Here is a 26,573-nt window from a genome sequence, read left to right as displayed (position 1 = left end):
GCCCGCCGCAACCGGCAACCCGGCTCAGGTGCCGGGCGGGGCGAGCAACTGTTTCAGATCCTCCAGCCGGTTGGCCTCGGCCGCGGGCTTGTCACGGCGCCAGCGCAGCATGCGCGGAAAGCGCAGGGCGATCCCGGACTTGTGGCGCGGGCTTTGCTGGATACCCTCGAATGCGATCTCGAACACCAGCTCTGGCTTCACCTGCCGCACCGGACCGAACCGTTGCAGCGTATTGCTGCGCACCCAGGCGGTGATCTCGCGAAACTCGGCGTCGGTCAGGCCGGAATAGGCCTTGGCAAAGGGAACCAGCGCATCGCCATCCCAGACCGCAAAGGTGAAATCGGTGTAAAGCGTGGCGCGCCGACCGTGGCCCGCCTGGGCATAGATCATTACCGCGTCCACCGTGTAGGGGTCGAGTTTCCATTTCCACCAGTCGCCCTTCTTGCGCCCTGCATGATAGGGGCTGGCGGCCCGTTTCAGCATCAACCCCTCGGCCTGCTGGTCGCGGGCTTCGGTTCGGATATTTGCCAGTGTCTGCCAGTCGTCAAAGGCCACAAGCGGTGAAGGGCGCACCGGCGCATCCGGGGGCAAGTCGCCCAGAGCACGATCGAGCAGCGCGCGCCGTTCCGCGAACGGCGCTGCCCGCAGGTCACGGCCCTGCCATTCCAGCAGGTCATAGGCCAGCAGGATCACCGGCGCCTCTTCCAACAGTTTCTTCGGCACGCTCTTGCGGCCGATCCGGCGTTGCAGCGCCGCAAAGGGCAGCGGCGCGGTGCCGTCCCAGGCCAGAATCTCGCCATCCAGCACCGTGCCCGGCGGCAGAAAATCCAGCGCGCGCGCAAGTTCGGGAAACCGGTCGGTCATCAGCTCTTCGCCACGCGACCAGACGAAATGCCGCCCCTCGCGCAGGATCAGCTGGCCGCGAATGCCGTCCCACTTCCATTCGGCGCACCAGTCCTGCGGCGAGCCCAGATTGGCCGGCTCACCTTCCAGCGGATGCGCCAGGCAGAAGGGATAGGGGCGCGAGGCATCGGCGCCTGCGTCCTCCGCCTGGATCAGGGTTTCCCAGCTTGTCGTCTCGGGTGACCACGACCCCATCAGGCGATGCGCCAATTCGGCCTCGTCGCGGCCGGTTGCCTGCGCCAGGGCGCGGGTCATCAGCTTCTGGCTGACACCCACGCGGAACCCGCCGGTCACCAGCTTGTTGAACAGGAAACGCTGCGCGGTATCGAGCTCGGCCCAGGCGTCGAGGATCGCGGCCCGGCGGGCCGCTTCCGGCTGCCCGGCCAGGTCGCGCAGCAGCGCCATCCAACCGGACAGGGGGCGCCGGGACAGGCGATCCGGCGGCGGCAGGATCAGCGCGATGGTCTCGGCCAGATCGCCCACCACCGGATAGCTCTCGTCGACCAGCCACAGCGGCAGCCCTGCCGCCTCGGCGGCCCAACTGCGCAACTCGGTCGTGGTGACGGCGCGGCGCGGTCTGCGACCCGAAAACAATGCGACGGTCCATAGCCGGTCCAGCGGCTCTGCCTCGGCAAAATAGGCTGCCAGCGCGTTGACCTTGTCAGTCGTGCGTGTGCTCTGATCAAGCGCTTCGAAGAGGCGGGCAAACCGGATCATTCAGCCTGCGCCTCGTCGCCGGTGAACCGGGTCGGCACGATATCGGCATCCAGCCTTCTCGACCTCAGCCATTGCGTAAAGATCTCGGTGTAACCATGTGTTACAAATATCTTTTCCGCACCACTCTCTGTTATCGCCGTGTTCAATCCGGGCCAATCGGCATGATCCGACAGGACAAAACCCCGGTCCATCGCCCGCCGTCGCCGCACGCCGCGCAGCATCATCCAGCCGCTGGCAAACCCGGTCGAGACCGGGCCGAACCGCCGCATCCAGGCGCTGCCCAGCGCCGAGGGCGGCGCCAGAACCAGCGCGCCACCATGCGCGCGCGGGTCGGTCTCGGGCGTCACCGCCACCGTCGGTGGAAGGTCAAACCCCTGCGCACGCAGAACCGATGTGGCCGTTTCAATCGCGCCATGGGTCAGGATCGGGCCAATGCCTGGATCCAGCATGGACAGCAGCCGCTGCGCCTTTCCCAGCGCATAGGCGCCCAGCACCGGCGTCCGGCCTGCCGCGACACTGCCTCGCCACCAGTCGTTCAGGTTCCGCGCCACCTCCGCCGGATCGGGCCAGCGAAACACCGGCAGGCCAAAGGTGCTTTCGGTGATGAAGGTGTGACAGCGCACCGGTTCGAACGGTTCACTCAGCCCGTCGGCCACGGTCTTGTAGTCGCCTGAAACCACCCAGACCTCTCCGGCCACCTCGACCCGGATCTGTGCCGATCCCGGCACATGCCCTGCGGGGTGAAAGGACACGCGCGCATCGCCGATGCGCAGGAGCGCGCCATAAGAGACGGTCTCCAGCGTGATATCGCCCAGACGCTGGCGCAGAATGGGCGCCGCGCCGGTGGTGGAAAGATAGCGGGAATGGCCCGGGCGGGCATGATCGGCATGGCCATGCGTGATCAGCGCCCGGTCCACCGGGTGCCAGGGGTCGACATAAAAACCGCCCGCCGGGCAATAAATGCCCCTTTCGGTAAACTCCAGAACCGGATCACGCGCCATGCGGTAAGTTTAGCCCGGTGCCGGGCGGATGCCAGAGCGGACCACAGGACAGTGCAAAGAAAGCTGAACGCATTCTCTTTGTGCGCCAGCCGGGAAACGCGTCAGCCCGCAGCCCGGAAATGCGCCGCCAGCCGGTCATAGACCGGCCCCCGCACCGCAGGCGCCTCCATCAGAACCTCGTGTTCGCCACCGGGGATCTCAATCAGCTCACCGCCCGGCCAGTCGGCCATGCGCCTGCGGATCGCCTTGCGGTCGACGATCTGTTCATGGCTGCCCAGATAGGTCAGACAGGGCAGGGCAGGCGCGGCGCGCGCTGCCAGCAGGCGGCATTCATTCAGGGCCTCGCGCAGCCAGATATTGGTGGGCGCCCCCAGCGACAGTTCGGGATAGGCGGCCAATTGGTCCTGCATCATCCGGTACATGGCCGGGTCGCGGGTCAGGCTGTTGCCCTCGAACTCCTGCACGAACACATAGGGCTCGGGCGAGGTGGTGGCCGGGTTCTTGTGCCCCATCCCCAGCACCGGCGCCAGGTTCGACGTGACCCAGCTCAGGGGTTTCATCACCGGGGTAAAGAAGATGCCCCACATCGGCCCGGTAAAGGCGCAGGCCGCGACCGGCAGCCCCTCCATCACCGCGCGCAGGCCGATGGCGCCGCCCATCGAGTGCCCGATGACATACCACGGGCGCGGCAGATCCAGCGCCGCGGCCAGGTCGACGACCGCCGCGACATCCCGCTGATAGTCGGGGAAAGACACGACATGGCCCAGGCGCCGGTCGTCCAGCAACCGGTCGGCCAGCCCCTGGCCGCGCCAGTCCACCGCCAGCATGGCCAGGCCGCGCCGGGTAAACTCGCGCGCGGCATCGCCGTACTTCTCGACATATTCGGTGCGCCCGGGAAACAGGAACACGGTGCCCAGCGCCGTCCCCTCGGGCCGCCAGTGGCCGACCCGGATGCGAATGTCATCGCCGGTGCGCAGCCAATGCGCCGCCCCGCCGGGCGGTCCGCCGGCCACATCCTCGAACAGCGGGGCCGGCGACAGATCCATCAGGCCAGCGCCGAGGCCAGTTGCATGGCGACACCCATGTCGCCGTCGATGGTCAGCTTGCCCGACATGAACGCGCCGGTCGGGTTCATCTCGCCGCTGATGATCTGCTGGAACGTATCCGCATCGGCCGACAGGGTCACATCGGTATCCTCGTCGCTGATCCGGGCGCCGCTGGCATCCAGCACGATCGCGCCCACATCGGCGATCGCGAACTTGGCCGAAGAGGCAAACCCCGCGCCGCTCATCTTTTCGTTCAACTCGGCCACGGCCTGGTCAAGAATATCGCTCATCTTCATCCTCGTTTCGTGACGATGTCCGTGATTGGACAACGGCGCATACCGCGCTAATGTGAGACTTGTTATGACAACTGCGCCATTCAATCTCAAAGGTATCGTCGCGGCAATCGGGCTGCTAGTCGCGATTTCCGGCAGCGTCGCCGCGCAACAGGCCGATTCCAGCGACGAAACGGCGCTGTTGGCGGAACTGGCGCAGGCCGATACCACGCGCGCGCGCCAGCTTGACCGGCAATTGCAGGCGCTCTGGGCGAAATCCGGCTCACCCTCGGCGGATTTCCTGCTCAAACGTGGGCGCGACGCGCTCGAGCTACAGGACTATGGTGCTGCAATCGAACATCTCACGGCGCTGACCGATCATGCGCCGGATTTTGCCGAGGGTTGGCATGCCCGCGCCTCGGCCTATTTCGCGGTCAACCTCTTCGGACCCGCCATCGCCGATCTCGAACATGTACTGGCCCTGAACCCGAACCACTATAACGCGATCTACGGTCTGGGCCTGATGCTCGAGGCGCTGGACCGGCCCGAGGCGGCCTTTGCCGCCTATTCCCGCGCGCTGGCTATACATCCCCATCACGAGGAAGTAACCAGTGCCGTGAATCGGCTGAAGCCCCGGATCGAGGGCCAGGCGCTCTGACGACGCCAGGCAAGGGGCAGGGGGCAGACAGGTGAACGGATCCTCGCGGATCGTGGCCGTTCTTGGCCCGACCAACACAGGCAAGACGCATTACGCGATCGAACGGATGCTGGGGCATCGCACCGGGGTCATCGGCCTGCCGCTGCGGCTGCTTGCGCGCGAGGTCTATGACCGCATCGTGGGCCTGCGCGGGCCGTCGATGGTGGCGCTGGTCACCGGTGAAGAGCGCATCGTGCCGCCCCGCACGCAATACTGGGTCTGCACCGTCGAGGCGATGCCCGAGGGCATGGGCGCCGATTTTGTTGCCATCGACGAAATCCAGCTCTGCGCCGACCCTGAACGCGGCCATGTGTTCACCGACCGGCTGCTGCGCGCGCGCGGTCTGCATGAAACCCTGTTTCTGGGCTCGGACACAATGCGTGGGGCGATTGCCGGGCTGGTGCCGCAGGCGCAGTTCATGCGCCGCGAGCGGATGAGCCAGCTGGTCTATACCGGCTCGAAAAAGATTACCCGGATGCCGCCACGCAGCGCCATCGTCGGTTTCTCGGTCGAAAACGTCTATGCCATAGCCGAGCTGATCCGCCGCCAAAAAGGTGGCGCCGCCGTGGTGATGGGTGCGCTCAGCCCGCGTACCCGCAACGCGCAGGTCGCGCTCTACCAGAACGGCGAGGTCGACTATCTGGTTGCCACCGACGCCATCGGCATGGGGCTGAACCTCGATATCGACCATGTTGCCTTTTCCAGCCTGTCCAAATTCGACGGCCGCCGGATGCGGCAGCTTGCGCCCAATGAACTGGCGCAGATCGCGGGCCGGGCCGGGCGCGGCATGTCCGACGGTACCTTTGGCGTTACCGGCGAGGCGCGGCCGCTGGACGACGGCATGGCGCAGGCGATCATGGAGCATCGATTCACCCCGCTCAAGAAACTCAACTGGCGCAACAGCGACCTGAGTTTCGGCACGGTCGAGGCGCTGATCCGCTCACTCGAAAAGCCCCCCGTCGGCGAGGATCTGCTCAAGGCGCGCGAGGCCGACGACCTGATGGCGCTGAAATCTCTGGCCCAGATGCCCGAGTTGATGGCCCGCGCAAGCTCGGGCCAGGCGGTGCGGCTCTTGTGGGACGTGTGCCGGATTCCCGATTTCCGCGGCATCTCTCACGCCGAACATGCAGGGCTTTTGCAGGTGATTTACGAGCATCTGCATGAACGCGGCCATATCCCCGACGACTTCATCGCGCGCCAGATCCGGCGAATCGACCGGACCCACGGCGATATCGACGCCTTGTCGAAACGACTGGCATATATCCGCACGTGGACATATGTCGCGCAGCGGAACGGCTGGGTTCGTGACGAAACCCATTGGCGCGGGGAAACCCGCGCTGTAGAAGACAGGGTGTCGGACGCCCTCCATGAACGTCTGACACAGAGATTTGTGGACCGGCGCACCAGCGTGCTGCTGCGCCGGCTCAAGCAGAAGGAGGCCCTTTTGGCCGAAGTGAACGACAAGGGTGAAGTGACCGTCGAAGGCGAATTCGTCGGACGTCTGGAAGGGTTCCGGTTCAGCCCGGACAAAAGCGCGCAGGGCACCGAAGCCAAGGCGCTGAAAGCTGCGTCGATGCAGGCGCTGGCGCCGCAGTTCCATCTGCGCGCGGACCGCTTCTATAACGCGCCCGATACCGAGATCGACTTTACCGAACAGGGCGGGCTGATGTGGGGCGAGAACGCCGTCGGCAAACTGGTGGCCGGGGCAGATCCGCTGAAACCCCAGGTCGAAGTCTTTGTCGACGAGGTCGCTGGACCGGATGTCGAACAGAAGGTCCGCCGCCGTCTGCAACATTTCATCGACCGCAAGGTGGCCGCGCTGTTCGAACCGCTGCTGGCGCTCTCGCGGGACGAAGCGCTGTCCGGTCTGGCGCGTGGCTTTGCCTTCCGCATGGTCGAGAACTTCGGCATCCTGCCGCGCGCCGACGTGGCGCAAGAGGTCAAGGACCTGGACCAGGAAGCCCGGGGCGCCCTGCGCAAGCACGGCATCCGCTTTGGCCAGTTCACCATTTTCATGCCGCTTCTGCTAAAACCGGCGCCGACCCGTCTGCGCCTGGTGCTCTGGTCGCTGGCCAAGGGGCTTCAGGAATTCCCCGAGGCACCGCCGCCGGGTCTGGTGACGGTGCCCTCGGTCAAGGATGCCGAACCGGGCGTCGACACGATGTGCGGCTACCGCATGGCGGGCGAACGGGCCGTGCGCATCGACATGCTGGAACGTCTGGCCGACATGCTGCGCGCCAAGGACAGCCGCGCCGGGTTCGAGGCGACGGCAGACATGCTTTCGATCACCGGCATGACGCTGGAACAGTTCGCCGACCTGATGCAGGGGCTGGGCTATAACGCCGAGCGCGGCGAACGGGCCAAGGTCAAACCGGGCACGCCCGAGACCGCGCCCGAAGCAACCGCCGAAGCCACGGCCGAAGCCGCCGTTGACACCCCGGACGAAAGCGCCGCCGAACCGGCAGCGGAGCAGGTCGAGGCCGAGCCGGCCGAACCCGTCGCCGCAGAGGCCGAAGCCGCACCCGCCGATGCGGCGGCTGCCGAAGAGCCCGAGGTCGAGGTCTTCTACACCTTCACCTGGGCCCGCACGCGCCCGCAGGGCCGTGGCCCGCGCCGCGAGCCGCGCGGCGAAGGCCAGCCCAGACCGCAGGGCGAGGCCCGCCAGGGCCGCCGCGACAAGCCCAATGACAAATCCCGGGGCAAGCCCAAGGACGGCGAACGCCGCCGCGATGGCAAGCCGCATGGCGGCAAGGGCGGCAAACCGGCCCAGCAGGGGGCCAAGACCTATTCCTCGCGCCCGCCGAAAAAGGAAAAGGCCATCGACCCCGACAATCCCTTTGCCGCGTTGCTGGCGCTCAAAGAGGGCAACTGACCACGGATGGTCGACCGGCCGTCCAAGATGCGGGTCGACAAATGGCTCTGGCACGCGCGTTTTTTCAAGACGCGCGGGCTGGCGGCCGAGGCGGCCGGAAACGGCCGCACGCGCGTCAACGGCAATCGGATCTCGAAACCCGCCTATGCGGTGGGGCCGGGTGATGTCCTGACCTTTGTGCAGGCGGGCAACGTCCGGGTGATCCGGGTCGAAGCGCTGGGCGTCCGGCGCGGCCCGGCCAGCGAGGCACAGACATTGTACCTGGATCTGGACGAAAACCGGGACACCACCCCTGCGACGGACTAAAGAACGAAACCGCGTTGCCCCTCCGTGGCAAAGCCGCGCACTTCCGGTCTTTCCATGGCAGGGCAGGGGCGATCCTGACTTGAAGAATGGTCCGCTGTGATTTAGCTAGTCCGGCAAACGAGAAGTGGATTTCTGCCCATGACCTACGTCGTCACCGAAAACTGCATCGCCTGCAAATACACCGACTGCGTCGAGGTCTGCCCGGTCGACTGTTTCTACGAGGGCGAGAACACGCTGGTCATCCACCCCGACGAATGTATCGACTGCGGCGTCTGCGAGCCGGAATGCCCCGCTGATGCCATCCGTCCCGACACCGAGCCGGGGATGGAGCCTTGGGTGGAGTTCAACCGCAAATACGCCGAGCAATGGCCGGTGATCGTGACCAAGAAAGACCCGCTGCCCGATGCAGAGTCGCGGGACGGTGAAGAGGGCAAGATGGAGAAGTACTTCTCCGAGGCGCCCGGACAGGGCGGCTGACCTTCAGGTGATTCGCAGTGCCGCGCCGCCCCGCGCGCGGCTATGCACTGACAACATGCTGAATTTGCACAGCAAACATAGCTCTCCTTAGGGTGCATCTTTCAGGATGCCCATTTTTGTGGTATGCTTCTTGCCGAAGTAACCTAAAGAACTGGGATGGGACCCAAAAGCCAGGGTGCTTTTGGTGAATACGATTGCGACAGTATCAGCCCGCTATCGGGGACGCAGTTGCCCCGCGCGCGGTTTTTTGTCGCCGTAAACCCGGTTCGCAACCTAGGAAAGATCTGAATGACCAAGTCGAAGAAGCTCGAGTTCCGCCCCAATGATTATGTGGTCTATCCGGCGCATGGCGTCGGCCAGATTATCTCGATCGAGGAGCAGGAAGTTGCCGGGTTCAAGCTCGAGCTGTTTGTGATCTCCTTCGAAAAGGACAAGATGACCCTGCGGGTGCCGACCAACCGGATCACCGAATCCGGCCTGCGCTCGCTCAGCTCGCCGGATGTGATCAGCCAGGCCATGAAAACGCTCAAAGGCAAGGCCAAGGTCAAGCGCGCGATGTGGTCGCGCCGCGCCCAGGAATACGAGCAAAAGATCAACTCGGGCGATCTGATCTCGATCGCCGAGGTGGTCCGCGACCTGCACCGCACCGACGATCAGCGCGAGCAGAGCTATTCCGAGCGTCAGCTCTACGAGGCCGCGCTCGAGCGTCTCACCCGCGAAGTGGCCGCCGTGTCGGGCGCCGACGAGATCGCCGCCGCCAAGCAGGTGGACGACGTCCTGACCTCGCGCGCGGCCTGATCCGCATAAATTCCAGAATTCAGGGCCGCCTCTCGGGGCGGCCCTTTCTTGTGGCAACCGACCCTCTTGCACAAAACGCCTTCATTGGTCTTTCATGGGCTGCCAAGTGCAGGGTAAAGGCGACATGCGCGCATTAAAGCTGTGGGTTCGAAAGCTCTATGTCGGGCGCGATCGTGCGTCGGTGCGATTTCGCTATGCGCTGATCCTGTTCGATCTGGTCACGATCCTGTTCTTCGTCGCCACGGCCTATATGGTGCACGGGCCGGTGCTGACGGTGATCAGCGTGCTTGTGGGCCTGGTGATCCTGGCCGATTTCCTGGCCCGGCTCTGGATCGCACGCAGCAGGCGCGAGTTTCTGACCCGGATCTACACGCTGGCCGATATCGTGGTCATCCTGTCTCTGCTGCTCGATCCGTTCCTGACGCAAAGCCTGGCGTTCCTGCGCATCCTGCGGGGGATGCGCCTGATCCACTCCTATCACCTGCTGCACGACCTGCGCCGCGACAGCCAGTTCTTTCGCACTCGCGAGGATGCCATCATCGCCGCCGTGAACCTGCTGGTCTTCATCTTCCTGACCACTACGGCGGTGCTTGTGTTCTTCATTCCGCCGGGCAGCAGCGAGACCCCCTATATCGACGCGCTCTATTTCACCATGGCGACGCTGACCACCACCGGGTTCGGCGATATCACCCTGTCGACGCCCGCGGGCAAGCTGTTTTCGGTCTTTGTCATGGTGGTGGGCGTGGCGCTGTTCGTCCGGCTGGCCACCGCGATCTTCTCACCGCAAAAGGTGCGTTACAAATGCCCCGGCTGCGGGCTTTACCGGCACGATCCCGATGCGGTGCATTGCAAGCATTGCGGCAGGCTGATCACCATCGAAACCGGCGGCGTCAACTGATCTGCGCCGACAGCGCCAGCAGGAACATGATCTCGGCCACTTGCTGGCTGGCGCCCAGGATATCGCCGGTCTGCCCCCCGATCTTGGCTTTTGCCAGTCCCCCAAGCCCCAGAACCGGGACAACCGCCAGGAACGCCGGGCCCAGCCCGGCGGTTCCTGCAACCAGAAAGACCAGCGTTCCCGCCAGCGCAAGACCCAGCAGCACCGCCCACAGCCCGGGCCGCCCGACCGACTGGCTCAGCCCCGCGCCGCGCGCATTGGGCAGGGCGGTCATCACGACCGGCATCAGCGCCCGCGACCAGATGGCGGCGGCCAGCAGCGACCAGAGCGCGCCACCGGCCACCAGCGCCGCAAGGGCCGACAACCGCAGCAATTGCGACAGGATCAGCGCCAGCACGCCATAGGTGCCGATATGGCTGTCCTTCATGATCTCAAGTCGCCGCTCGGCGGTGAACCCGCCCCAGAGACCGTCGGCGGTATCGGCCAGCCCGTCCTCGTGCATTGCGCCCGTGACCATGACGGAGACCACCAGCATCAGCCCGGCCACGATCCAGGCTGACAGACTGGCCGCCTGCGCCAGCCACCCGGCGGCACAGGCCAACGCGCCCACGGCCAGGCCTGCCAGCGGAAACGCCCACACGGCTGCGGCCTGCCGTGCAAACAGGGGTTCGGGCAGCCGGGGCAGCGGCAGCCGCGTCAACAGCACCAGCGCCAGCACCGGATCCCATGGGGAAACGCCCGTGATGTCGTTTTTGCGCACCTGTCCGCCTTTCAAGGTCTTGTCGCACCGGATGCAACGGTTAAACACGGGCGGACCCCAGTTGCAAAGAGGCTTTCCATGCTGCCGACCCTTACCGATCTCGACCAGTTCCGTGACCTGCTGGTGAACGCGCCGGGGCCTGACAGCGCCGCCCGCGCCGGGGCCGAGGCCCGCAACGGCCAGCTCACCAAACCGCCCGGCGCAATGGGGCGGCTCGAGGACCTGGCGATCTGGTATGCCGGCTGGCGCGGCGATGCCCGGCCCCGGATCGAGGCACCACAGGTCATCGTCTTTGCCGGTAACCACGGGGTGACGGCGCAAGGCGTCTCGGCCTTTCCGGCCGAGGTGACGGTGCAGATGGTAATGAATTTCGAACATGGCGGTGCGGCCATCAACCAGCTGGCCCGCGCCGCCGGGGCGCGCATGGATGTGCACGCGCTGGAGCTGGACCGCCCGACGCAGGATTTCACCCAGGCCCCTGCGATGACCGAGGCCGAGCTGCTGACCGCGCTGCAAACCGGCTGGGCGGCGGTAGATCCGGCCGCCGATCTGCTGGTGGTGGGCGAGATGGGCATTGGCAACACCACCCCTGCGGCGGCCATCGCGCATGCGCTTTATGGCGGTGCGGCGGGTGACTGGACCGGGCGCGGCACCGGCGTCGACGACGCAGGGCTCGCCAACAAGACCCGGGTGGTTGCCGAGGGTGTCGCCCTGCATACCAGCCGCGACGGGCTGGAGGTGTTGCGCTGCCTCGGCGGGCGAGAGCTTGCCGCCATGGCCGGTGCCATCGCCGCCGCGCGGCAGCTGCGTATTCCGGTGATCCTGGACGGGTTCATCTGCACAGCGGCGGCGGCAACGCTGGTCGCGGTGTCAGCCGATGCGCTCGATCACGCCGTGGCGGGCCACCAAAGCGCCGAGGGCGCCCATGGCACGCTGCTGGAAAAGCTCAGCAAACAGGCGCTGCTGTCGCTTGGCCTGCGGCTGGGCGAAGGCTCGGGTGCGGCACTGGCGATCAATATCGTCAAAAGCGCGGTGGCCTGCCACTCCGGCATGGCCACCTTTGCCGAGGCGGGCGTTTCGGACGGCTGACTGCCGTCCTTTCAACCAGGCGGCGCTCAGGCCGAGCGCCGCGACGCCAGTTCCTCGTTCAGCTCCATAAGCGCGGTTTCCAGGTCCTTTTGCAGGGCCTGCGACCGCTCTACATAGGCCGTATTCTCTGCCGTCGGGATATTGGGATCCCACACCTCGGCCAGATCACGCACCGCCTTGCGGTCATGGTGATAAAAGGTCTGCGCCGCCTGCGCCGCCTCGTATTCGCTTAGCCCCACATTCTCCAGCACATAACGCCCGGCGCGGACCGAACTGTCGAACATCTCGCGCACGATGTCATCGGCCCCCGCACGATAAAGCTCGTAGACATGGTTGCGGTCGCGGGCGCGGGCGATGATATGCAGATCGGGCCGCTGGCGCCGGGCATAGGCCACCAGTTTCGTCACCTGGGCGTCATCGTCGAGCGCGGCCACCAGCACCTGCGCCTTGGCCAGCCCCGCCGCCTTGAGCAGTTCAGGCCGGGTCGGATCGCCCAGGAACCCCTTAACGCCAAAGCGCCGCATCAACTGGATCGTCTCCATGTCATGGTCCAGCACGATGGTCTTGAACCCGCTGGCGGTGACCAGCCGGTTGACGATCTGGCCGAACCGGCCGATGCCTGCGATGATCACCGGGCCCTGTTCGTCGATCTTGTCCGGTACCATCTCCGCCGCATGGTCGCGCATCCGACGCGACAACAGCTCGTAGAGAATGAACAAGAGCGGCGTGATCATCATGGTCAGCGCGATGATCATCAACAGTTTCTGCGACAGGTCCCCGGGGATCACGTTCTGCTGGGTCGAAAACGCCAGCAGGACAAAACCGAATTCACCCGCCTGGGCCAGCCCAAGGGTGAACAGCCAGCGGTCACGACCCTTGAGCCTGAAGGCGCGCCCGACGATGTAGAGGATCACGCCCTTGAACAGGATCACCAACAGCGCCAGCCCGATCAGGTCCATCGGATCGGCCAGGAAGAAGCCCACGTCGATACCCGCGCCCACGGTGATGAAGAAGAGGCCCAGAAGCAGGCCCTTGAACGGCTCCAGATCGCTTTCAAGTTCGTGCCGGAACTCCGAGTTGGCCAGAACCACGCCCGCCAGAAAGGCGCCCAACGCCGGCGACAGGCCTACCAGGGTCATCAGAAACGAGATCCCTACCACGATCACCAGCGCCAGCGCGGTGTACATCTCGCGCAGGCGGCTGGCGTGAATGAAACGGAACAGGGGCCGGGTCAGATAGATGCCCGCCAGCACCACAAAGCCGACTGCGCCGATGGTGACCAGCGTGACCGCCCAGCCGGGCAGCCCCTCGACAAGGGACAGGTCGTGCGCGCCCTTCTCGTCGTCGTGCAACAGGTTGATCGACCCATCGGGGGTAAGCTCGGCCAGCCCCGGCACACTGGCCAGGAGCGGCAGCAGGGCCAGGATAGGGATCACCGCGATATCCTGCGTCAACAGGACCGAGAAGGTGGCCCGCCCGCCATTGGTCTGCATCAACCCCTTTTCCGACAGGGTCTGCAACACGATCGCGGTCGAACTCAGCGACAGGGTCAGGCCCACCGCCAGCGCCACGCTCCAGGGGTGGCCCGCCACCATCGCGACCACCATGATCGCGAGTGTCGAGACCCCCACCTGCAACCCGCCCAGACCCAGCAGCTTGTCCCGCATGTCCCAGAGCGCGCGCGGCTCCAGCTCCAGCCCGATCAGGAACAGCATCATCACGACGCCGAACTCGGCCACATGCTGAAGATCGGCGGTTTCGTCGCCGACAAGACCCAGTATCGGCCCGATGATCAGCCCCGCCGCCAGATAACCCAGCACCGAACCCAAGCCCAGCCGGGCGGACAGCGGCACCGCGATCACCGCGGCGGCCAGATAGATCGTCGCCTGGTAGAGGAAGCTTTCCATGCGTGTCCTTTCGTCCGGCTCAGGTGGGCAGCGGAGCGTCTCGTTTCAATTGGTCCATCACGATCTGGCTCTGCACCCGCGCCACAGCCGGATGCGGCAGGATCACCTCGTGCAGCAACCGATTCAGCGCGGGCAGATCAGCGCAGTAGACATGCAGCAGATAATCCGCTTCGCCGGTCATCGTCCATGCGCTTGTGATCTCCGGGCGGGAATTCACCATCCGGGCAAACTTGGCCGACTGCTCCGGCCCATGCGTGCCCAGATGCACCTGGATGAAGCCCTGGACATGCAGCCCCAGCTTCAGTGGGTCAAGCTTGGCGGCATAGCCGGTGATATAGCCTTCGGCCTCCAGCCGCTGCCGCCGGCGGCCCGCCTGGCTGCTGGACAGATGCAGCATCTCGCCCAGCTGCTGGGCGGTCAGATGCGCGTCCTTTTGCAGGGCATCAAGCAGGCGCAAATCCATCGAATCCAACATATGCGCATTTTCCTCATTTTCGTTCAATTTAGTGCGCAAATCGCGCACGTAAATGCTGAAACCCCAAAAACAATGCGCAGAACCAGCATGGCTGAACGCGTATTCTCGACTCAGCAATTCATTCGCCAGCCGAGGAGACGCGCCATGGGTCCTTTCCCGCATAACGCCCCGAAATCCGAAATCACTCCCGAAAACCCCGCCGGCACCGACGGGTTCGAATTCGTCGAATTCGCCCACCCCGAGCCGCAGGTGCTGCGCGATCTCTTCGCGCGCATGGGTTTCGACCTGGTCGCCCGACACAAGGACAAGCCCGGCATCGAGCTGTGGCAGCAGGGCGATGTGACCTATATCCTGAACGCCGAAAAAGGCAGCTTTGCCGAGAAATTCATCGAGCTGCACGGCCCCTGCGCCCCCTCGATGGGCTGGCGCGTTGTGGATGCGCAGGCCGCCTTCGATCACGCGGTCAAGATGGGCGCCGAACCCTATGAGGGCGACGACAAGACGATGGACGTGCCTGCGATCAAGGGCATCGGCGGTTCGCTGCTCTATTTCATCGACCAGTATTACCACACCTCGCCCTACAACACCGAGTTCGAGTGGCTGAAGCAGTCCAAGCCGCGCGGCGACGGGTTCTATTACCTCGATCACCTGACCCACAATGTCTACAAGGGCAACATGGACAAGTGGTTCAAGTTCTATGGCGACCTGTTCAACTTCCGCGAAATCCGCTTCTTTGACATCCAGGGCAAGTTCACCGGGCTGTTCAGCCGGGCGCTGACCTCGCCCTGCGGTCGCATCCGTATCCCGATCAACGAGGACCGTGGCGAGACCGGCCAGATCGTCGCCTATCTGAAGAAATACAATGGCGAAGGTATCCAGCATATCGCCGTGGGCACAGACGACATCTACGACTCGGTGGACGCGATCGCGGCCAAGGGTCTGAAATTCATGCCCGGGCCCAACGAAGCCTATTACGACATGTCCTATGAACGGGTTGCGGGCCATGATGAGCCCAAGGACCGGATGATGGAGCACGGCATCCTGATCGACGGCGAAGGCGTGGTGGATGGCGGCGAGACGAAGATCCTGTTGCAGATCTTCTCGAAAACCGTGATCGGCCCGATCTTCTTCGAATTCATCCAGCGTAAGGGCGATGACGGATTTGGCGAGGGCAACTTCAAGGCCCTGTTCGAAAGCATCGAGCGCGAGCAGATCGAAAGCGGCGAGATCAAGGCCGCCGAATAAGGCAACCGGGGCAGGGGGCGCTGCCCCCGTCGCCTGACGGCGACTCCCCCGGAGTATTTTGAGCGAAATGAAGGACGGGGCGCGGGCTCCGTCCTTTTTTGTCAGCCGCTGGGGATCTTCAGCGTCAGGTTGCGGCCGCCCTTCTGATAGCGCAGCTCGCTGTCGCCGATGGCGGTGATGCGGCCGCCGTCGATACTGTCACCGACTTTGACCTTCTTGTAGCGGCCCGAAGGCAGCCGGACCAGCGCGCGCCGGTTCGACGGGGTGCCATAGACCCCGATCAGGTTGAGATTGCGCAGGTTGATCGCATTGTCCAGCGTCGCCTGGCGCGCGACCGAGGTGGGCGAGGGCGCCTTGGGCTTGACCGTTGCGGCGACAAAGCCGTCGCCATCGCTGTCGCTGTTGGATCCGGCGCCGCGACTGGGGTTGGCCAGAGACCCCAGATTGGTGTTTGCCGCCGCCGCAGCCACGGCCAGTCTCTCGGGGCGCAGGCGCGGTTTCTTGGCGCTGGCCACTGCCAGCGGGCTGACGGCCTGGGGCTCGTCCTCGGGCGCTGCGGCCTGTTCCGCCTCGGCCTGTTCCTGCACCGATGCAGGTCGCGCCTTTGGCCTCAGCGCCGCAAGCTCGGTCAGCGACCGGCCCCCGAATTGCGACCGCTCGGCCTGTTCCACCAGATCGTCGGGGCGCGCCTTGGGCCGTTTCGCGGCCAGACGTTCCTGTGCCGGATCGGTTTCCGGGGCGGCTTCGAACCGGACCGGCGGGGCGGGCGGCACCCGGGCGGGCCGCCCGGCAAAGATCAGGATGCCATCGGGGTTGACCGTGCCTTCGGCGCTGGGGTCCACCAGCCCCTTGTCGTCGAGGGCAAACGCCTGCCCGACGGAGGCGGGGGCGTTGCTGCCCTCGGGCAGGGCGTCGGTGTCGAACCGGGTCCCGTCGGGCAGGGCCACCGCGTCCTGGAAGATATCGGTGCGGTCGATGGAGGCCACGAAGAGATCGCCCAGACCGATCAGGCCCGGCACCTCGGGCGCAGTCGGGGCGGCGACCAGAATGCCGGTCTCGGTCTGTCCCGTGCCCGTATCGGGCTCGGGTTCGAACTCCATCTCTTCGACCTGCTGCGGATCCACCTGAAGCGCCTGGAGCACCGCATCGTCCGTTCCGCTCAGCGCGGGGCGGTCTGCGGGGTCTTGCAGCGCGGAGAGTTGTACCGGGTCCTCGTCGATCGAGGCAGGCTCCGGGGCGGGAACCGGGGTGTTGTCCAAGCTTTCCGGCAGCGGTCGTGGGGCGGGCGCCTCCGGGCTTGCGGCTGTCGCCGGATCGGTCGAGGGGGTGACCAAGGTCGGGGCCGGGTCTTCGCCGCGGCCGGACCCGTCCCAGAGCACGCCGGAGCCCACCACCGCGGCAAAAACGGCAATCGCGGCGAGGAACAAGAGCAGACCAACAGTCAGCGACAGGCCCAGAAAGCGCGGCTTGCCGCCGATCCCGCCACCCTTGCGGGCGCCAAAGATGGTCAGCCGGTCGGCCTCGTCGCGCGGCACCTGGCTGGGGCGTGCGGCCGGGGTGAAACCGGCGGGCGGCACCTCTTCGATGATCGGACGCGCCGCGACCTGGGGGGCGGCGGGCGGTGCAACCGGCGCCGGCTTGACACGCGCGGGGACATCGCCGGGATTCGGTTTGGCGGGCGGTGCGGGCACCACCGGCTCGCTGGCGCGAACGGATTGGAAACTGACGCCCGCACTCTCTTGCGGCGAGGCGGCGGGGACCTCCTGCGCGGGGCTTGGGACCGGCTCTTCGGGCTTGGCCTGCTCGTCACCGGTGTCCGGTTGCCCGGGGGCGGCACTCTCCTCCGGTTTGCCCCGGCGCGACGAAAACCCGACAACGGGCGCGGCGGTCTCCGCCTTGGGCGGCGCCGCCTTCTCCGTCCGGGGAGATTCGGCCAAGGGCGCCACAGGCGCGCTGTCGGGGATCACTGCCGGGCCGATCACGACGACGGCGATACCGTCGGGTTCCACCGCTTCGGCGCCGGTCATGTCCAGCATGCCCGAGGCCGGGCCAAAGAATGGCTCGCCGAGAAAGGCATTGTCGTCCGGTACCGCAACGAAGCTGACCGGATGAAACCCGTGTTCCCCGGCAAAGGCTTCGGCCTCGGCCAGGGTCTCCCGTGCTACCGCGGCCACATGGGTCACGCTGCCATCGGGCGAGGTGTCCCAGACAAGCTCATCCAGCGCATAGGGTGTCGCGGTTGCGACCGCGTCCTCGATCACGTTCAGCCGCGTCTCGCCCCGGAACGGGCCGGTGTCGACGGTCAGATACCGGATCTGGTCGTTGGGCAGGATCAGCTTGCACCTCAGGTCGGGATCCAGGCGCAAGGCGAGGTCGCGCAAACCGCCCAGCGACCGGGCCAGATCGGGATCGTCAAGCATCACCGCGCCCACCTGTCGCCAACCACCGGCGGCACGGTGAAGAAGAGAGATCCCCTCAAACGACAAGGACAACGCAAACGCGGGTTTCATCTGACCAGTTAACCAATCCAATCAAGGCCGTAGCACGCGCCGGGGCGCATCCCGGCGCGACATTAGAGCAGAGAACCGCCGAGGGAAAGAAAAAGGCATAACTTCCCCTTGTCGCGCGACATGCCGCCGCCCCATCTTTGAGGACACAGAATAACAGGAGAGCAAAGTTGAGGACATTGGTTTTTCTGGTGGTGGCGTTGCTATTGGCCGCAGTTGGCCTGGCCCGCGCCGATGAACAGCCCGGACAGATCACGGTGACAGGCACGGGGGTGGTGGAAACCGTTCCCGACATGGCCGTTATCACCCTTGGCGTGACGCAAGAGGCCAAGGAGGCGCGCGCGGCGCTCTCGGCCACCTCCGAGGCGGTCGGCCGGGTTCTTGATCGCCTGACCGAACTGGGGATCGAGGCGCGCGATATGCAGACCTCGGATCTCTCATTGTCCCCTGTCTGGTCCAACCGTAGTTCCAGCACCGAACCCCCGGCGATCACCGGCTTTCAGGCCTCGAACCGGGTGACCGTGCGGGTCCGCGACCTGGCGCGGCTGGGCGAGATCCTGGATACGGTCGTGTCCGACGGCGCCAACACGTTCAACGGGCTGGAATTCTCGGTCAAGGAGCCCAAGCCGCTGCGCGATCAGGCGCGTGCCAAGGCGGTGGCGGATGCCCGCGACAAGGCACAGCAACTGGCCGAGGCGGCCGGCGTGACGCTGGGCCGGATCGTGTCGATCTCGGAGCTTTACTCCGACCCGCAGCCGCGCCCGATGATGCGCATGGCGGCGATGGCCGAATCCATGGATGTGCCCGTCGCCGGTGGTGAGATCGGGCTGAGCGGCACCGTCACCATGGTCTACGAAATCCGTCAGTAATCCGCGATGCGGGCGGCCTGCCGCCCGCATTGACCCTCGCATTGACCATGGCGCGCGGCCGCGCCACTCTGACCCGAACATGACCCGGAGACAGACATGGCCGCACCGCTGGTAATCCGAAATCGCAACTTCCGCCTGCTCTTCACCGCGGGCGCCCTGACCAATCTGGGCGACGGGGTGCTGGTGCTGGCGGTGCCATGGCTGGCGGCGCTGATGACGCGCGATGCGGTGGCGATTGCCGCCGTGGCGGCGGCGGCGCGCTTGCCCTGGCTGCTCTTTGCCCTGCCTGCGGGCGTGATCATCGACCGAAGCGACCGGCGCAAGCTGATCGCGCGGGCCGATCTGATGCGGGCGGGAATCGTGCTGGCCATCCTTCTGCTTGCGCTGGGCGATCCGGTGCCGGGGGCGATCTGGGCGCTGGCGGGGCTGGCCTTTCTTTTGGGGTCGGCCGAGGTGCTGCGCGACAATGCCGCCCAGACCATCCTGCCCGCGCTGGTCGACCCTCAGGATCTGGAGGCGGCAAATGGCCAGCTCTGGAGCACCGAGCAGCTGACCGGCCAGTTCATCGGCCCGCCGCTGGCCGGCGTGCTGATCTCGGCCGGTATCGCGGTGCCCTTTGGCCTCGATGTGGCGGTTCTGATGCTGGCCGCCGGTCTGGTCTGGCTGATCTCGCTGCCGCCGCAGGTACCCAGCCGCGCGCGGTTCGCCCAGGCGCTGGCCGAGGGCATCGCCTTCATGCGCGGCGACGCGCTTCTGTTGCGGCTGGCGATTGTGCTGGGGCTGGCGAACTTCATCGCCATGGCCACGATCACCGTGCAGGTCCTCTTTGCACAAGAGGTGCTGGGTTTGGGCGCCTCGCACTACGGGCTGGTGCTGTCAGCGGGGGCGGTGGGCGCGATCTGCGGCAGCCTTCTGGCGCCGCGCGCCATGCGGCTGATCGGCACGCAAGCCTGCCTGTTCCTGTCGATCGCGGTCTGGGGCGCGGGCTATGCCATCATCGGCCTGTCGAACAGCGGCTGGATCATGGGGCTGGCGCTGATCGCGATCATGGCGGCGGCGATGCTGTGGAACGTGATCACCGTGTCCTGGCGGCAGCGGCGCATCCCGCCTGCGGTGTTGGGCCGCGTGAACAGCATCTATCGCTTCTTCGGCTGGGGGTCGATGCCACTCGGCGCGCTGGCAGGCGGCGCGGTGGTGGTGGTGGCCGAACAGCAGATGAGCCGCGAACTGGCGCTGCGCGCACCCTTCCTGCTGGCCGGTCTCTGCTGCCTTGCGCTGCTGCTCTACGCTCTTGCGCGGCTGCGGCTGGATTGAGGGGAGCGGCCCGCAGGGCCGCCCCCATTGGCCTGTTCCGACGCAACTCGGGGGTCAGGGTCGAGTGACCTTGATCTCTCCGGTCTTGCCACTGATGAAGATGGTTGCGCTGTCGCCGCTGGCCGAGCGTACTTTCACCTTGGTGTTGCCGCTGGATCCACCGGTCGTGGTCTCGACGCTGGAACCGTCCCCGTTCTTGGTCGTGGTCCGGGTCGAGCCGTCGTTGGGATTTGTTTCTGTGGTGGTGGTTGAATCACCCATGACTTGATCTCCAAATGTATTGCTGAAATGGCGGGAAAATAATCCGCTAATGCAATTCTGGGTTATGTCAGGGGGTCAGGAAAGTCAGGTTTTCCATAGCCGGAACCCTGTGCCGCAAGCGGAGAAGCAGCCGGGTCCGGCTGCTTCTCCTGTCAAACATATCAGGCGGTGGCCTTGGTCAGGGCCTGGTCGAGGTCCGCGATGATGTCGGCGGCGTCCTCGATGCCGATCGACACCCGCACCACATTGGGGCCGGCACCTGCGGCTTCTTGCTGTTCCGGCGACAGCTGCCGGTGCGTGGTCGAGGCCGAATGGATGATCAGCGACCGCGCATCACCCAGGTTGGCCACATGGCTGAAGATCTCCAGCGCGTTGACCAGCTTGACGCAGGCCTCGTAGCCGCCCTTGACGGCAAAGGTGAACAGCGCGCCCGCGCCCTTGGGATAGCATTTCTGCACCCGGTCGTAATAGGGCGACGAGGGCAGGCCGGCATAGGTCACGTAATCCACCCGGGGATCGGCCTCGAGCCAGGCCGCCACCTTCTGCGCATTCTCCACATGGCGCTGCATCCGCAGGCTCAGCGTCTCGATCCCCATCAGCGTGTAATGGGCGGCCTGCGGGTTCATCGTCATGCCTAGGTCCCGCAGCCCGATGGCGATGCCATGGAACGTATAGGCGAGCGAGCCAAAGGTCTCGTGGAACTTGAGCCCGTGATAGGCCGGTTCCGGCGCGCTGAGCGAGGGGAACTTATCGTTGGCCGACCAGTCGAAGCGACCCGAATCCACGATACAACCGCCGGTGACGGTGCCGTTGCCGGTCAGGTACTTGGTGGTCGAATGCACCACCAGTGTCGCGCCCTGTTCGATGGGGCGGCACAGATAGGGGGTGGCGCTGGTGTTGTCGACGATCAGTGGGATGCCCGCGGCATCCGCCACGTCAGCCAGGGCGCGGATATCGGTGACATAGCCGCCGGGATTGGCAATGGATTCACAGAACACCGCCCTTGTGTTCTCGTCGATGGCGGCCTTCACCGCTTCCAGATCGTCGGTATCGACGAACTTCGCCGACCAGCCAAAGCGTTTGATGGTCTGGCTGAACTGGGTGACGGTGCCGCCATAAAGCCGGGTCGAGGCAACCACGTTGCGCCCCGGTCCCATCAGCGGAAACAGCGCCATGATCTGCGCCGCGTGACCCGACGAACAGCAAACCGCGCCGACACCGCCTTCGAGCGTGGCGATACGCTCCTGCAACACGGCCACGGTGGGGTTGGTCAGGCGGGAATAGATATAGCCCACCTCTTGCAGGTTGAAGAGGGCGGCGGCGTGATCGGCGTCGCGGAACACATAGGCCGTGGTCTGGTAGATCGGCGTCTGCCGCGCGCCGGTGGCCGGGTCGGGCCGGGCGCCGGCATGGATCTGCAACGTGTCGAAGCCGTAGCTGGGGGTATCGGACATGGGTGGAGTCTCCCTTTGGAAATGTCTTGCCCGAATCTCTAAGCGATACGCGCCCGCCAGACAACAAGCGCCCGCCTGCGGCAGGAGCCGGATCAAGGATTTAAGGAAATCCTTGTCCACAGGATTTTTGAAAATCCTGTGCAAGCGCCTGTTCCAGGCGCTTGGGGCAAAGTGTCATTGACACTTTGTTGGCCGGTGAAGGGGTCAGCTTTTCTCGATCACCGGGCCGTCCTGCTTCACCCATTCGGTAAAGCCGCCTTCCATATGCATCACCGGTTTCAGGCCCATTTCCTGTGCCACCTTCGCCGACAGGGCCGACCTCCAGGCGCTGGCGCAGTAAAAGACATAGGTCTTGTCCTGATTGAAAACCGCCTTGTGATAGGGGCTTTCGGGGTCGATCCAGAACTCCAGCATGCCGCGCGGACAGGAAAACGCCCCCGGTATCATGCCGGAACGCTGCAACTCGCGAATGTCGCGCAGATCGACAAAGACATAGCCGGGATTGTCGTAAAGCCCCTTGGCCTCTTCGACCGACAGCGTGTCGACCACCGCGCCCGCCTCTTTCAGCAGCGCCTTGATTCCCTTGGTAATGGTCTGTGCCATGCCTGTCCTCCCGTGACTCCGCGACAGGCTGACCGAAACCCGGACCCAGCTCAAGAGGGGTTGCCGCCGATCCTCATCCCGCTAGGCTTCCCCGGATCGGAGACAAGGGGATGTGCGATGAAACGAAGACCGCTGGGCCGCACCGGCATGACTGTAAGCGAACTGTGCCTGGGCACGATGACTTTCGGCACCCAGACCGCGCAGGAGCAGGCGCATGCCCAGATCGACCATGCGCTGGCGGCGGGGATCAATTTCATCGACACCGCCGAGATGTACCCGGTGAACCCGGTCAGCAAAGAGACCATTGGCCGGACCGAGGAGATCATCGGCGCCTGGAACGCGGCCAATTCCGCCCGGCGGGGCGACGTCATCCTGGCCACCAAACATTCCGGCAGCGGCATGGCGCATGTGCGCGACGGTGCGCCGATCTCGGGTGCGACCATCCGCGCCACGCTCGAGGCCTCGCTCAAGCGGCTTCGCACCGATTATGTCGACCTCTACCAGTTCCACTGGCCCAATCGCGGCAGTTACATGTTTCGCCAGAACTGGAGCTATGACCCTTCGGGGCAGGATCCGGCGGCGATACGCGAAAACATGATCGACTGTCTCGAGGCGCTGCAACGCGAGGTCGATCGCGGCACCATCCGCGCCTTTGGCCTGTCAAACGAGAGCGCCTGGGGCACTGCGCACTGGCTGCGTCTGGCCGAGGCCGGGCATGGGCCGCGCGTCGCCTCGATCCAGAACGAATACTCGCTGCTTTGCCGTCTCTTCGACACCGACATGGCCGAGCTGAGCGTGAACGAGGAGGTGGGGCTGATGGCCTTCTCGCCGCTGGCGGCGGGGTTGCTGACCGGCAAGTACCAGGGCGGGCAGGTGCCCCAGGGCTCGCGCATGTCGCTGGTGCCGGAATTGGGCGGGCGCAAATCGGCACGGGTCTTTGGCGCCGTCGAGGCCTATCTCGACATCGCCCGCCGCCACGGGATCGACCCGGTGCATATGGCGCTGGCCTGGGCGCTGACACGCCCCTTCATGATGTCGGCGATCTTTGGCGCAACCACACTGGCACAGCTCGACCATGCGCTGGGTGCCGCCGAGGTGACGCTCTCCGAGGAGATCCTGGGCGAGATCGCAGCCGCTCACAAGGCACACCCGTTTCCCTATTGAGGAACGCGGGGACGCGGGAAGCGTCGCTTCCCGCATCCCCGCCCAATGTAGAAGCCGGTCAGATCAGCTTGACGATCTGCTTGCCGGTATTGCCGCCCCTGAGCATGGACATGAAGGCGGCGGGCGCGTTTTCCAGCCCTTCGGCCACGTCTTCCAGGTAACGGATCTCGCCGCTGGCCAGTTTCGGCGCCACCTCGGCCAGGAAGGCCGGGTAACGGTCGAAATGGTTCGAGATGATGAAGCCGTTGACCGACAGGAACTTGACCAGGATCGAGCGCCAGATCGCCGGGCCGGTCAGTCCGGGGTCTGACGCGCCCGCGCCCAGCCCACCGGCATTGTACCAGCTGATCATGCCGCAGATCGGGATGCGGCCGAAATTGTTCATCAGCGGCAGCACCGCTTCCAGCACCTTGCCGCCGACATTCTCGAAATAGATGTCGATCCCGTCCGGGCACTCGGTGGCCAGCGCCCGGCGCAGATCAGCGGCGCTGTCATAGGCGCGGTGATCCAGGCAGGCGTCAAAGCCAAAGGTCTCGGTGGCGATGCGGCATTTGTCGGCACCGCCCGCGATGCCCACGGTGCGCAGCCCGGCCAGGCGCGCGACCTGACCCACTATCGAGCCCACCGGCCCGGTGGCGGCGGCCACCACCAGCGTCTCGCCCGCCTTGGGCCGACCATGTTCCAGCAACCCGAACCATCCGGTGAACCCCGGCATGCCCAGCACGCCAAGCGCGGTGGTGATCGGCATCACCTTGGGGTCGATCTTGCGCAGCATCTTGCCGGGCTGCACCCCATGGGTGGCCCAGCCGAACATGCCGAATGCAAAGTCGCCCGGCGCAAACCCCGGATCGTTCGAGGCGATCACCTCGCCGACACCACCGGCCTCCATCGTGCCGCCGATCGGCACCGGCGCGGCATAGGATTTGGCATCGTCCATCCGGCCCCGCATATAGGGGTCCAGCGACATGTAATGCACCCGCACCAGCACCTCACCGGGGCCGGGGGCAGGGATGGGCGCCTCTTCATACGAGAAATTCGCGGCCTCGGGCGCGCCGGTCGGGCGGCTGGCCAGGGCGATGCGATACATGCGGTCGGTCATGGGAAAGCTCCTTTGTTCCCCTCCAATCTAGGGCGCCGCGCCGGTGCTGCAAAGCGCCGCGCGACGGTGACGCCGCGCCATGCGCCGGTACGGCAGCCGCCTTGCACATGCAGCCCCTTGGCAAGCCGCCCCCGCGCGAGTATACGCGCGGCTTGACCGAAGCAGGAGCTCCCCGATGATTGGCAGTGCGAACCTCAACATCATGATCAAGGCCGCCCGCAAGGCAGGCCGGTCCCTGGTGAAGGATTTCCGCGAGGTCGAGAACCTGCAAGTGTCGATGAAGGGCGCGGGCGATTTTGTCTCCAAGGCCGATATCGCCGCCGAGAATATCCTCAAGGAAGAGCTGCGCAATGCGCGTCCCACCTATGGCTGGGTGGCCGAAGAGGGCGGCTCGGAAGAGGGCGAGGACCCCACCCGCCGCTGGATCGTCGATCCGCTGGACGGCACCACCAACTTCCTGCACGGGCTGCCGCATTGGGCGATTTCCATCGCGCTCGAGCACAAGGGCAAGATCGTCGCGGGCGTCATCTATGACGCCGCCAAGGACGAGATGTTCTTTGCCGAAAAGGGCGAAGGTGCCTGGATGAACGACCAGCGCATCCGGGTGTCGGGCCGCCACCGGATGATCGAGTCGATCTTTGCCACCGGTCTGCCCTTTGGCGGGCGTGCCGATCTGCCGTTGACGCTTCAGGATCTGGCACGGCTGATGCCGGTCTGTTCCGGTGTGCGGCGCTGGGGCTCGGCGGCGCTCGACATGGCCTATGTGGCGGCGGGCCGCTACGAAGGCTTCTGGGAACGGCGCCTCAATGCCTGGGACATGGCCGCGGGCATCATCATCGTCAAGGAAGCGGGCGGGCTGGTCGAACCGCTCGATCCCGAAGCCTCGATCCTCGACAGTGGCGAGGTGATCTGTGCCAACGGCAATATCTTCGACACCTTTGCCAAGGCGATCCGCGGCTAAGCCACGCCCAAGCGGTATCGGCAAGACATTCTGAACCCGGCCCCTGGGCCGGGTTTTGCGTTTGCGGCCCTCACTTGCGCGGGATCTTCGGGATCCGGCTGGGCGACAGGCGGTATTTCTGCTCGGGATGCGGCGGGTGCCCTTCGGTGCGCTGCCAGAACCCGCGCCCGCCGCGCTTCAGCCACAGCGGCAGCGTCAGCACCAGCCCCACCGCGAACCCACCCGTATGCGCCCAATAGGCGACGCCGCCGGTATCGGGATCGGAACTGAACCCGCCCAGGAACTGGAACCCCAGCCAGGCCCCCAGCATCACAAAGGCCGGGATCGTGAAGATGCGGAAATAGACGATCAGAATCAGGAGGATATCGACCCGCGCCCGCGGAAACAGCAGCAGATAGCCCCCCATCACCCCGGCAATCGCGCCCGAGGCGCCGATGGTCGGCACCATCGACCCCGGCCCGCTTAGCACATGGATCAGCCCGGCGCCAATCCCTGCGGCAAGGTAGAAAAGCGCAAAGCCCAGATGTCCCATCTCGTCTTCCAGATTGTCGCCGAAGATCCACAGGAACAGCATATTGCCGCCCAGATGCATCCAGCCGCCATGCAGAAAAGTCGAGGTCACCAGCGTCAGCCATCCATCCCCGTCCGAGATGCGGGCTGGGATGATCGCATAGTCATAGAAAAAGCGGCCGATCAGCCGGGGATCGTCCATGATGCCCAGAGTGGCCAGAAAGATCGCGATATTGGCCGCCAGCAGCAGGTAGACGACATAGGGCGTTCGGCCCGAAGGGTTATGATCGCGGATAGGAAACATCCCGCGACGCTGCGGTCAAACGCGGCAGAGGTCAAGGGGCGCCGGGCGCGCGCCCTGTCTCAGT

Annotated in this window: 25 protein-coding genes; 12 read left to right on the top strand and 13 right to left on the bottom strand. The window is 65.4% G+C overall.

The genetic code is table 11. From position 1 onward, the window contains the following. Nucleotides 1-24: 24 nt before the first annotated feature. The 4 genes from G0P99_RS10135 to G0P99_RS10120 form a co-directional block, all read right to left on the bottom strand. On the bottom strand, nucleotides 25-1,620 hold the full coding sequence (locus G0P99_RS10135; RefSeq protein ID WP_164129396.1) for an ATP-dependent DNA ligase: 1,596 nt from the start codon (nucleotides 1,618-1,620) through the stop codon (nucleotides 25-27). Beyond that, a complete protein-coding gene (locus tag G0P99_RS10130) occupies nucleotides 1,617-2,621 on the bottom strand; it encodes a ligase-associated DNA damage response exonuclease (protein ID WP_164129394.1) in 1,005 nt (334 codons plus the stop codon). The genes G0P99_RS10135 and G0P99_RS10130 overlap by 4 nt, the downstream gene beginning before the upstream one ends. 101 nt (nucleotides 2,622-2,722) lie before the next feature. Further along, on the bottom strand, nucleotides 2,723-3,667 hold the full coding sequence (locus tag G0P99_RS10125) for an alpha/beta hydrolase (RefSeq protein WP_164129392.1): 945 nt from the start codon (nucleotides 3,665-3,667) through the stop codon (nucleotides 2,723-2,725). Further along, nucleotides 3,667-3,957, bottom strand: coding sequence for an SCP2 sterol-binding domain-containing protein (locus G0P99_RS10120; RefSeq protein WP_164129390.1), 291 nt, complete (start codon nucleotides 3,955-3,957; stop codon nucleotides 3,667-3,669). The genes G0P99_RS10125 and G0P99_RS10120 overlap by 1 nt, the downstream gene beginning before the upstream one ends. A gap of 70 nt (nucleotides 3,958-4,027) precedes the next feature. Here G0P99_RS10120 and G0P99_RS10115 point away from each other — a divergent pair, with 70 nt between their 5' ends. The 6 genes from G0P99_RS10115 to G0P99_RS10090 all read left to right on the top strand — a co-directional run bounded on the left by G0P99_RS10115 (nucleotide 4,028) and on the right by G0P99_RS10090 (nucleotide 9,987). Continuing rightward, entirely contained in the window at nucleotides 4,028-4,597 is a 570-nt protein-coding gene (locus G0P99_RS10115; RefSeq protein WP_164129388.1) for a tetratricopeptide repeat protein, read from the top strand. A 31-nt stretch (nucleotides 4,598-4,628) separates the two neighbouring features. Then, the gene (locus tag G0P99_RS10110) at nucleotides 4,629-7,508 is read left to right on the top strand and encodes a helicase-related protein (protein ID WP_164129386.1); all 2,880 of its coding nucleotides are present in this window, start codon (nucleotides 4,629-4,631) and stop codon (nucleotides 7,506-7,508) included. Nucleotides 7,509-7,514: 6 nt separating this feature from the next. Further along, complete coding sequence (locus G0P99_RS10105) at nucleotides 7,515-7,814, top strand: RNA-binding S4 domain-containing protein (protein WP_164129384.1); 300 nt, start codon at nucleotides 7,515-7,517, stop codon at nucleotides 7,812-7,814. 138 nt (nucleotides 7,815-7,952) lie between these two features. Beyond that, nucleotides 7,953-8,291 (top strand): ferredoxin FdxA, encoded by a 339-nt coding sequence (gene fdxA, locus G0P99_RS10100; protein WP_164129382.1) that lies wholly within the window; start codon nucleotides 7,953-7,955, stop codon nucleotides 8,289-8,291. Nucleotides 8,292-8,579: 288 nt separating this feature from the next. Further along, nucleotides 8,580-9,089 (top strand): CarD family transcriptional regulator, encoded by a 510-nt coding sequence (locus G0P99_RS10095; protein WP_164129380.1) that lies wholly within the window; start codon nucleotides 8,580-8,582, stop codon nucleotides 9,087-9,089. 124 nt (nucleotides 9,090-9,213) lie between these two features. Next, nucleotides 9,214-9,987, top strand: a complete 774-nt coding sequence (locus tag G0P99_RS10090; RefSeq protein ID WP_164129378.1) for a potassium channel family protein — start codon at nucleotides 9,214-9,216, stop codon at nucleotides 9,985-9,987. Here G0P99_RS10090 and cobS read toward each other — a convergent pair. Beyond that, on the bottom strand, nucleotides 9,980-10,747 hold the full coding sequence (gene cobS, locus G0P99_RS10085) for an adenosylcobinamide-GDP ribazoletransferase (RefSeq protein WP_164129375.1): 768 nt from the start codon (nucleotides 10,745-10,747) through the stop codon (nucleotides 9,980-9,982). The two genes, G0P99_RS10090 and cobS, sit on opposite strands and share 8 nt — an antisense overlap. Before the next feature lie 78 nt (nucleotides 10,748-10,825). Between cobS and cobT the strand changes: the two genes are divergently transcribed. Then, entirely contained in the window at nucleotides 10,826-11,836 is a 1,011-nt protein-coding gene (gene cobT, locus G0P99_RS10080; protein ID WP_164129373.1) for a nicotinate-nucleotide--dimethylbenzimidazole phosphoribosyltransferase, read from the top strand. Nucleotides 11,837-11,862: 26 nt separating this feature from the next. Here the strand turns inward: cobT and G0P99_RS10075 are convergent, their stop codons facing one another. After that, nucleotides 11,863-13,743, bottom strand: coding sequence for a monovalent cation:proton antiporter-2 (CPA2) family protein (locus G0P99_RS10075; RefSeq protein WP_164129371.1), 1,881 nt, complete (start codon nucleotides 13,741-13,743; stop codon nucleotides 11,863-11,865). A 19-nt stretch (nucleotides 13,744-13,762) separates the two neighbouring features. Continuing rightward, complete coding sequence (locus tag G0P99_RS10070) at nucleotides 13,763-14,218, bottom strand: Lrp/AsnC family transcriptional regulator (RefSeq protein WP_164129369.1); 456 nt, start codon at nucleotides 14,216-14,218, stop codon at nucleotides 13,763-13,765. Nucleotides 14,219-14,362: 144 nt separating this feature from the next. Here G0P99_RS10070 and hppD point away from each other — a divergent pair, with 144 nt between their 5' ends. Beyond that, nucleotides 14,363-15,463, top strand: a complete 1,101-nt coding sequence (hppD, locus tag G0P99_RS10065; protein WP_164129367.1) for a 4-hydroxyphenylpyruvate dioxygenase — start codon at nucleotides 14,363-14,365, stop codon at nucleotides 15,461-15,463. 101 nt (nucleotides 15,464-15,564) lie between these two features. Here hppD and G0P99_RS10060 read toward each other — a convergent pair whose 3' ends face one another. Next, nucleotides 15,565-17,883: a hypothetical protein gene (locus G0P99_RS10060; protein ID WP_164129365.1), complete on the bottom strand. Its 2,319-nt coding sequence runs from the start codon at nucleotides 17,881-17,883 to the stop codon at nucleotides 15,565-15,567. Between the two features lie 257 nt (nucleotides 17,884-18,140). Between G0P99_RS10060 and G0P99_RS10055 the strand changes: the two genes are divergently transcribed. After that, nucleotides 18,141-18,839 (top strand): SIMPL domain-containing protein, encoded by a 699-nt coding sequence (locus G0P99_RS10055; protein WP_164129363.1) that lies wholly within the window; start codon nucleotides 18,141-18,143, stop codon nucleotides 18,837-18,839. 96 nt (nucleotides 18,840-18,935) lie between these two features. Next, nucleotides 18,936-20,153 (top strand): MFS transporter, encoded by a 1,218-nt coding sequence (locus tag G0P99_RS10050; RefSeq protein ID WP_164129361.1) that lies wholly within the window; start codon nucleotides 18,936-18,938, stop codon nucleotides 20,151-20,153. A 54-nt stretch (nucleotides 20,154-20,207) separates the two neighbouring features. Here the strand turns inward: G0P99_RS10050 and G0P99_RS10045 are convergent, their stop codons facing one another. From G0P99_RS10045 to G0P99_RS10035, 3 genes are all read right to left on the bottom strand, one after another. Further along, the gene (locus tag G0P99_RS10045; RefSeq protein WP_164129359.1) at nucleotides 20,208-20,414 is read right to left on the bottom strand and encodes a hypothetical protein; all 207 of its coding nucleotides are present in this window, start codon (nucleotides 20,412-20,414) and stop codon (nucleotides 20,208-20,210) included. A gap of 161 nt (nucleotides 20,415-20,575) precedes the next feature. Next, entirely contained in the window at nucleotides 20,576-21,868 is a 1,293-nt protein-coding gene (locus G0P99_RS10040) for an O-acetylhomoserine aminocarboxypropyltransferase/cysteine synthase family protein (RefSeq protein WP_164129357.1), read from the bottom strand. Between the two features lie 204 nt (nucleotides 21,869-22,072). Next, nucleotides 22,073-22,471, bottom strand: a complete 399-nt coding sequence (locus G0P99_RS10035) for a rhodanese-like domain-containing protein (RefSeq protein ID WP_164129355.1) — start codon at nucleotides 22,469-22,471, stop codon at nucleotides 22,073-22,075. Nucleotides 22,472-22,588: 117 nt separating this feature from the next. Between G0P99_RS10035 and G0P99_RS10030 the strand changes: the two genes are divergently transcribed. Further along, complete coding sequence (locus G0P99_RS10030) at nucleotides 22,589-23,635, top strand: aldo/keto reductase (protein ID WP_164129354.1); 1,047 nt, start codon at nucleotides 22,589-22,591, stop codon at nucleotides 23,633-23,635. A 58-nt stretch (nucleotides 23,636-23,693) separates the two neighbouring features. On the opposite strand, the gene G0P99_RS10025 is transcribed toward G0P99_RS10030, so the two are convergent. Continuing rightward, nucleotides 23,694-24,734, bottom strand: a complete 1,041-nt coding sequence (locus tag G0P99_RS10025; protein ID WP_164129352.1) for an NADP-dependent oxidoreductase — start codon at nucleotides 24,732-24,734, stop codon at nucleotides 23,694-23,696. A 175-nt stretch (nucleotides 24,735-24,909) separates the two neighbouring features. On the opposite strand from G0P99_RS10025, the gene G0P99_RS10020 reads away from it, so the two are divergent. Continuing rightward, nucleotides 24,910-25,695 carry an inositol monophosphatase family protein gene (locus G0P99_RS10020; RefSeq protein ID WP_164129350.1) on the top strand — a complete coding sequence of 262 codons (786 nt, stop codon included), beginning with the start codon at nucleotides 24,910-24,912 and terminating at the stop codon, nucleotides 25,693-25,695. A gap of 70 nt (nucleotides 25,696-25,765) precedes the next feature. Here G0P99_RS10020 and G0P99_RS10015 read toward each other — a convergent pair whose 3' ends face one another. Further along, complete coding sequence (locus tag G0P99_RS10015; RefSeq protein ID WP_164129348.1) at nucleotides 25,766-26,509, bottom strand: rhomboid family intramembrane serine protease; 744 nt, start codon at nucleotides 26,507-26,509, stop codon at nucleotides 25,766-25,768. Nucleotides 26,510-26,573 lie beyond the last annotated feature (64 nt).

The sequence above is a fragment of the Ruegeria sp. PrR005 genome (assembly GCF_010500245.1).
Classification (GTDB): domain Bacteria; phylum Pseudomonadota; class Alphaproteobacteria; order Rhodobacterales; family Rhodobacteraceae; genus Ruegeria_B; species Ruegeria_B marisflavi.
The sequence above is the reverse complement of the archived record's forward strand: the minus strand, read 5'-3'. Positions and strand labels throughout refer to the sequence as shown.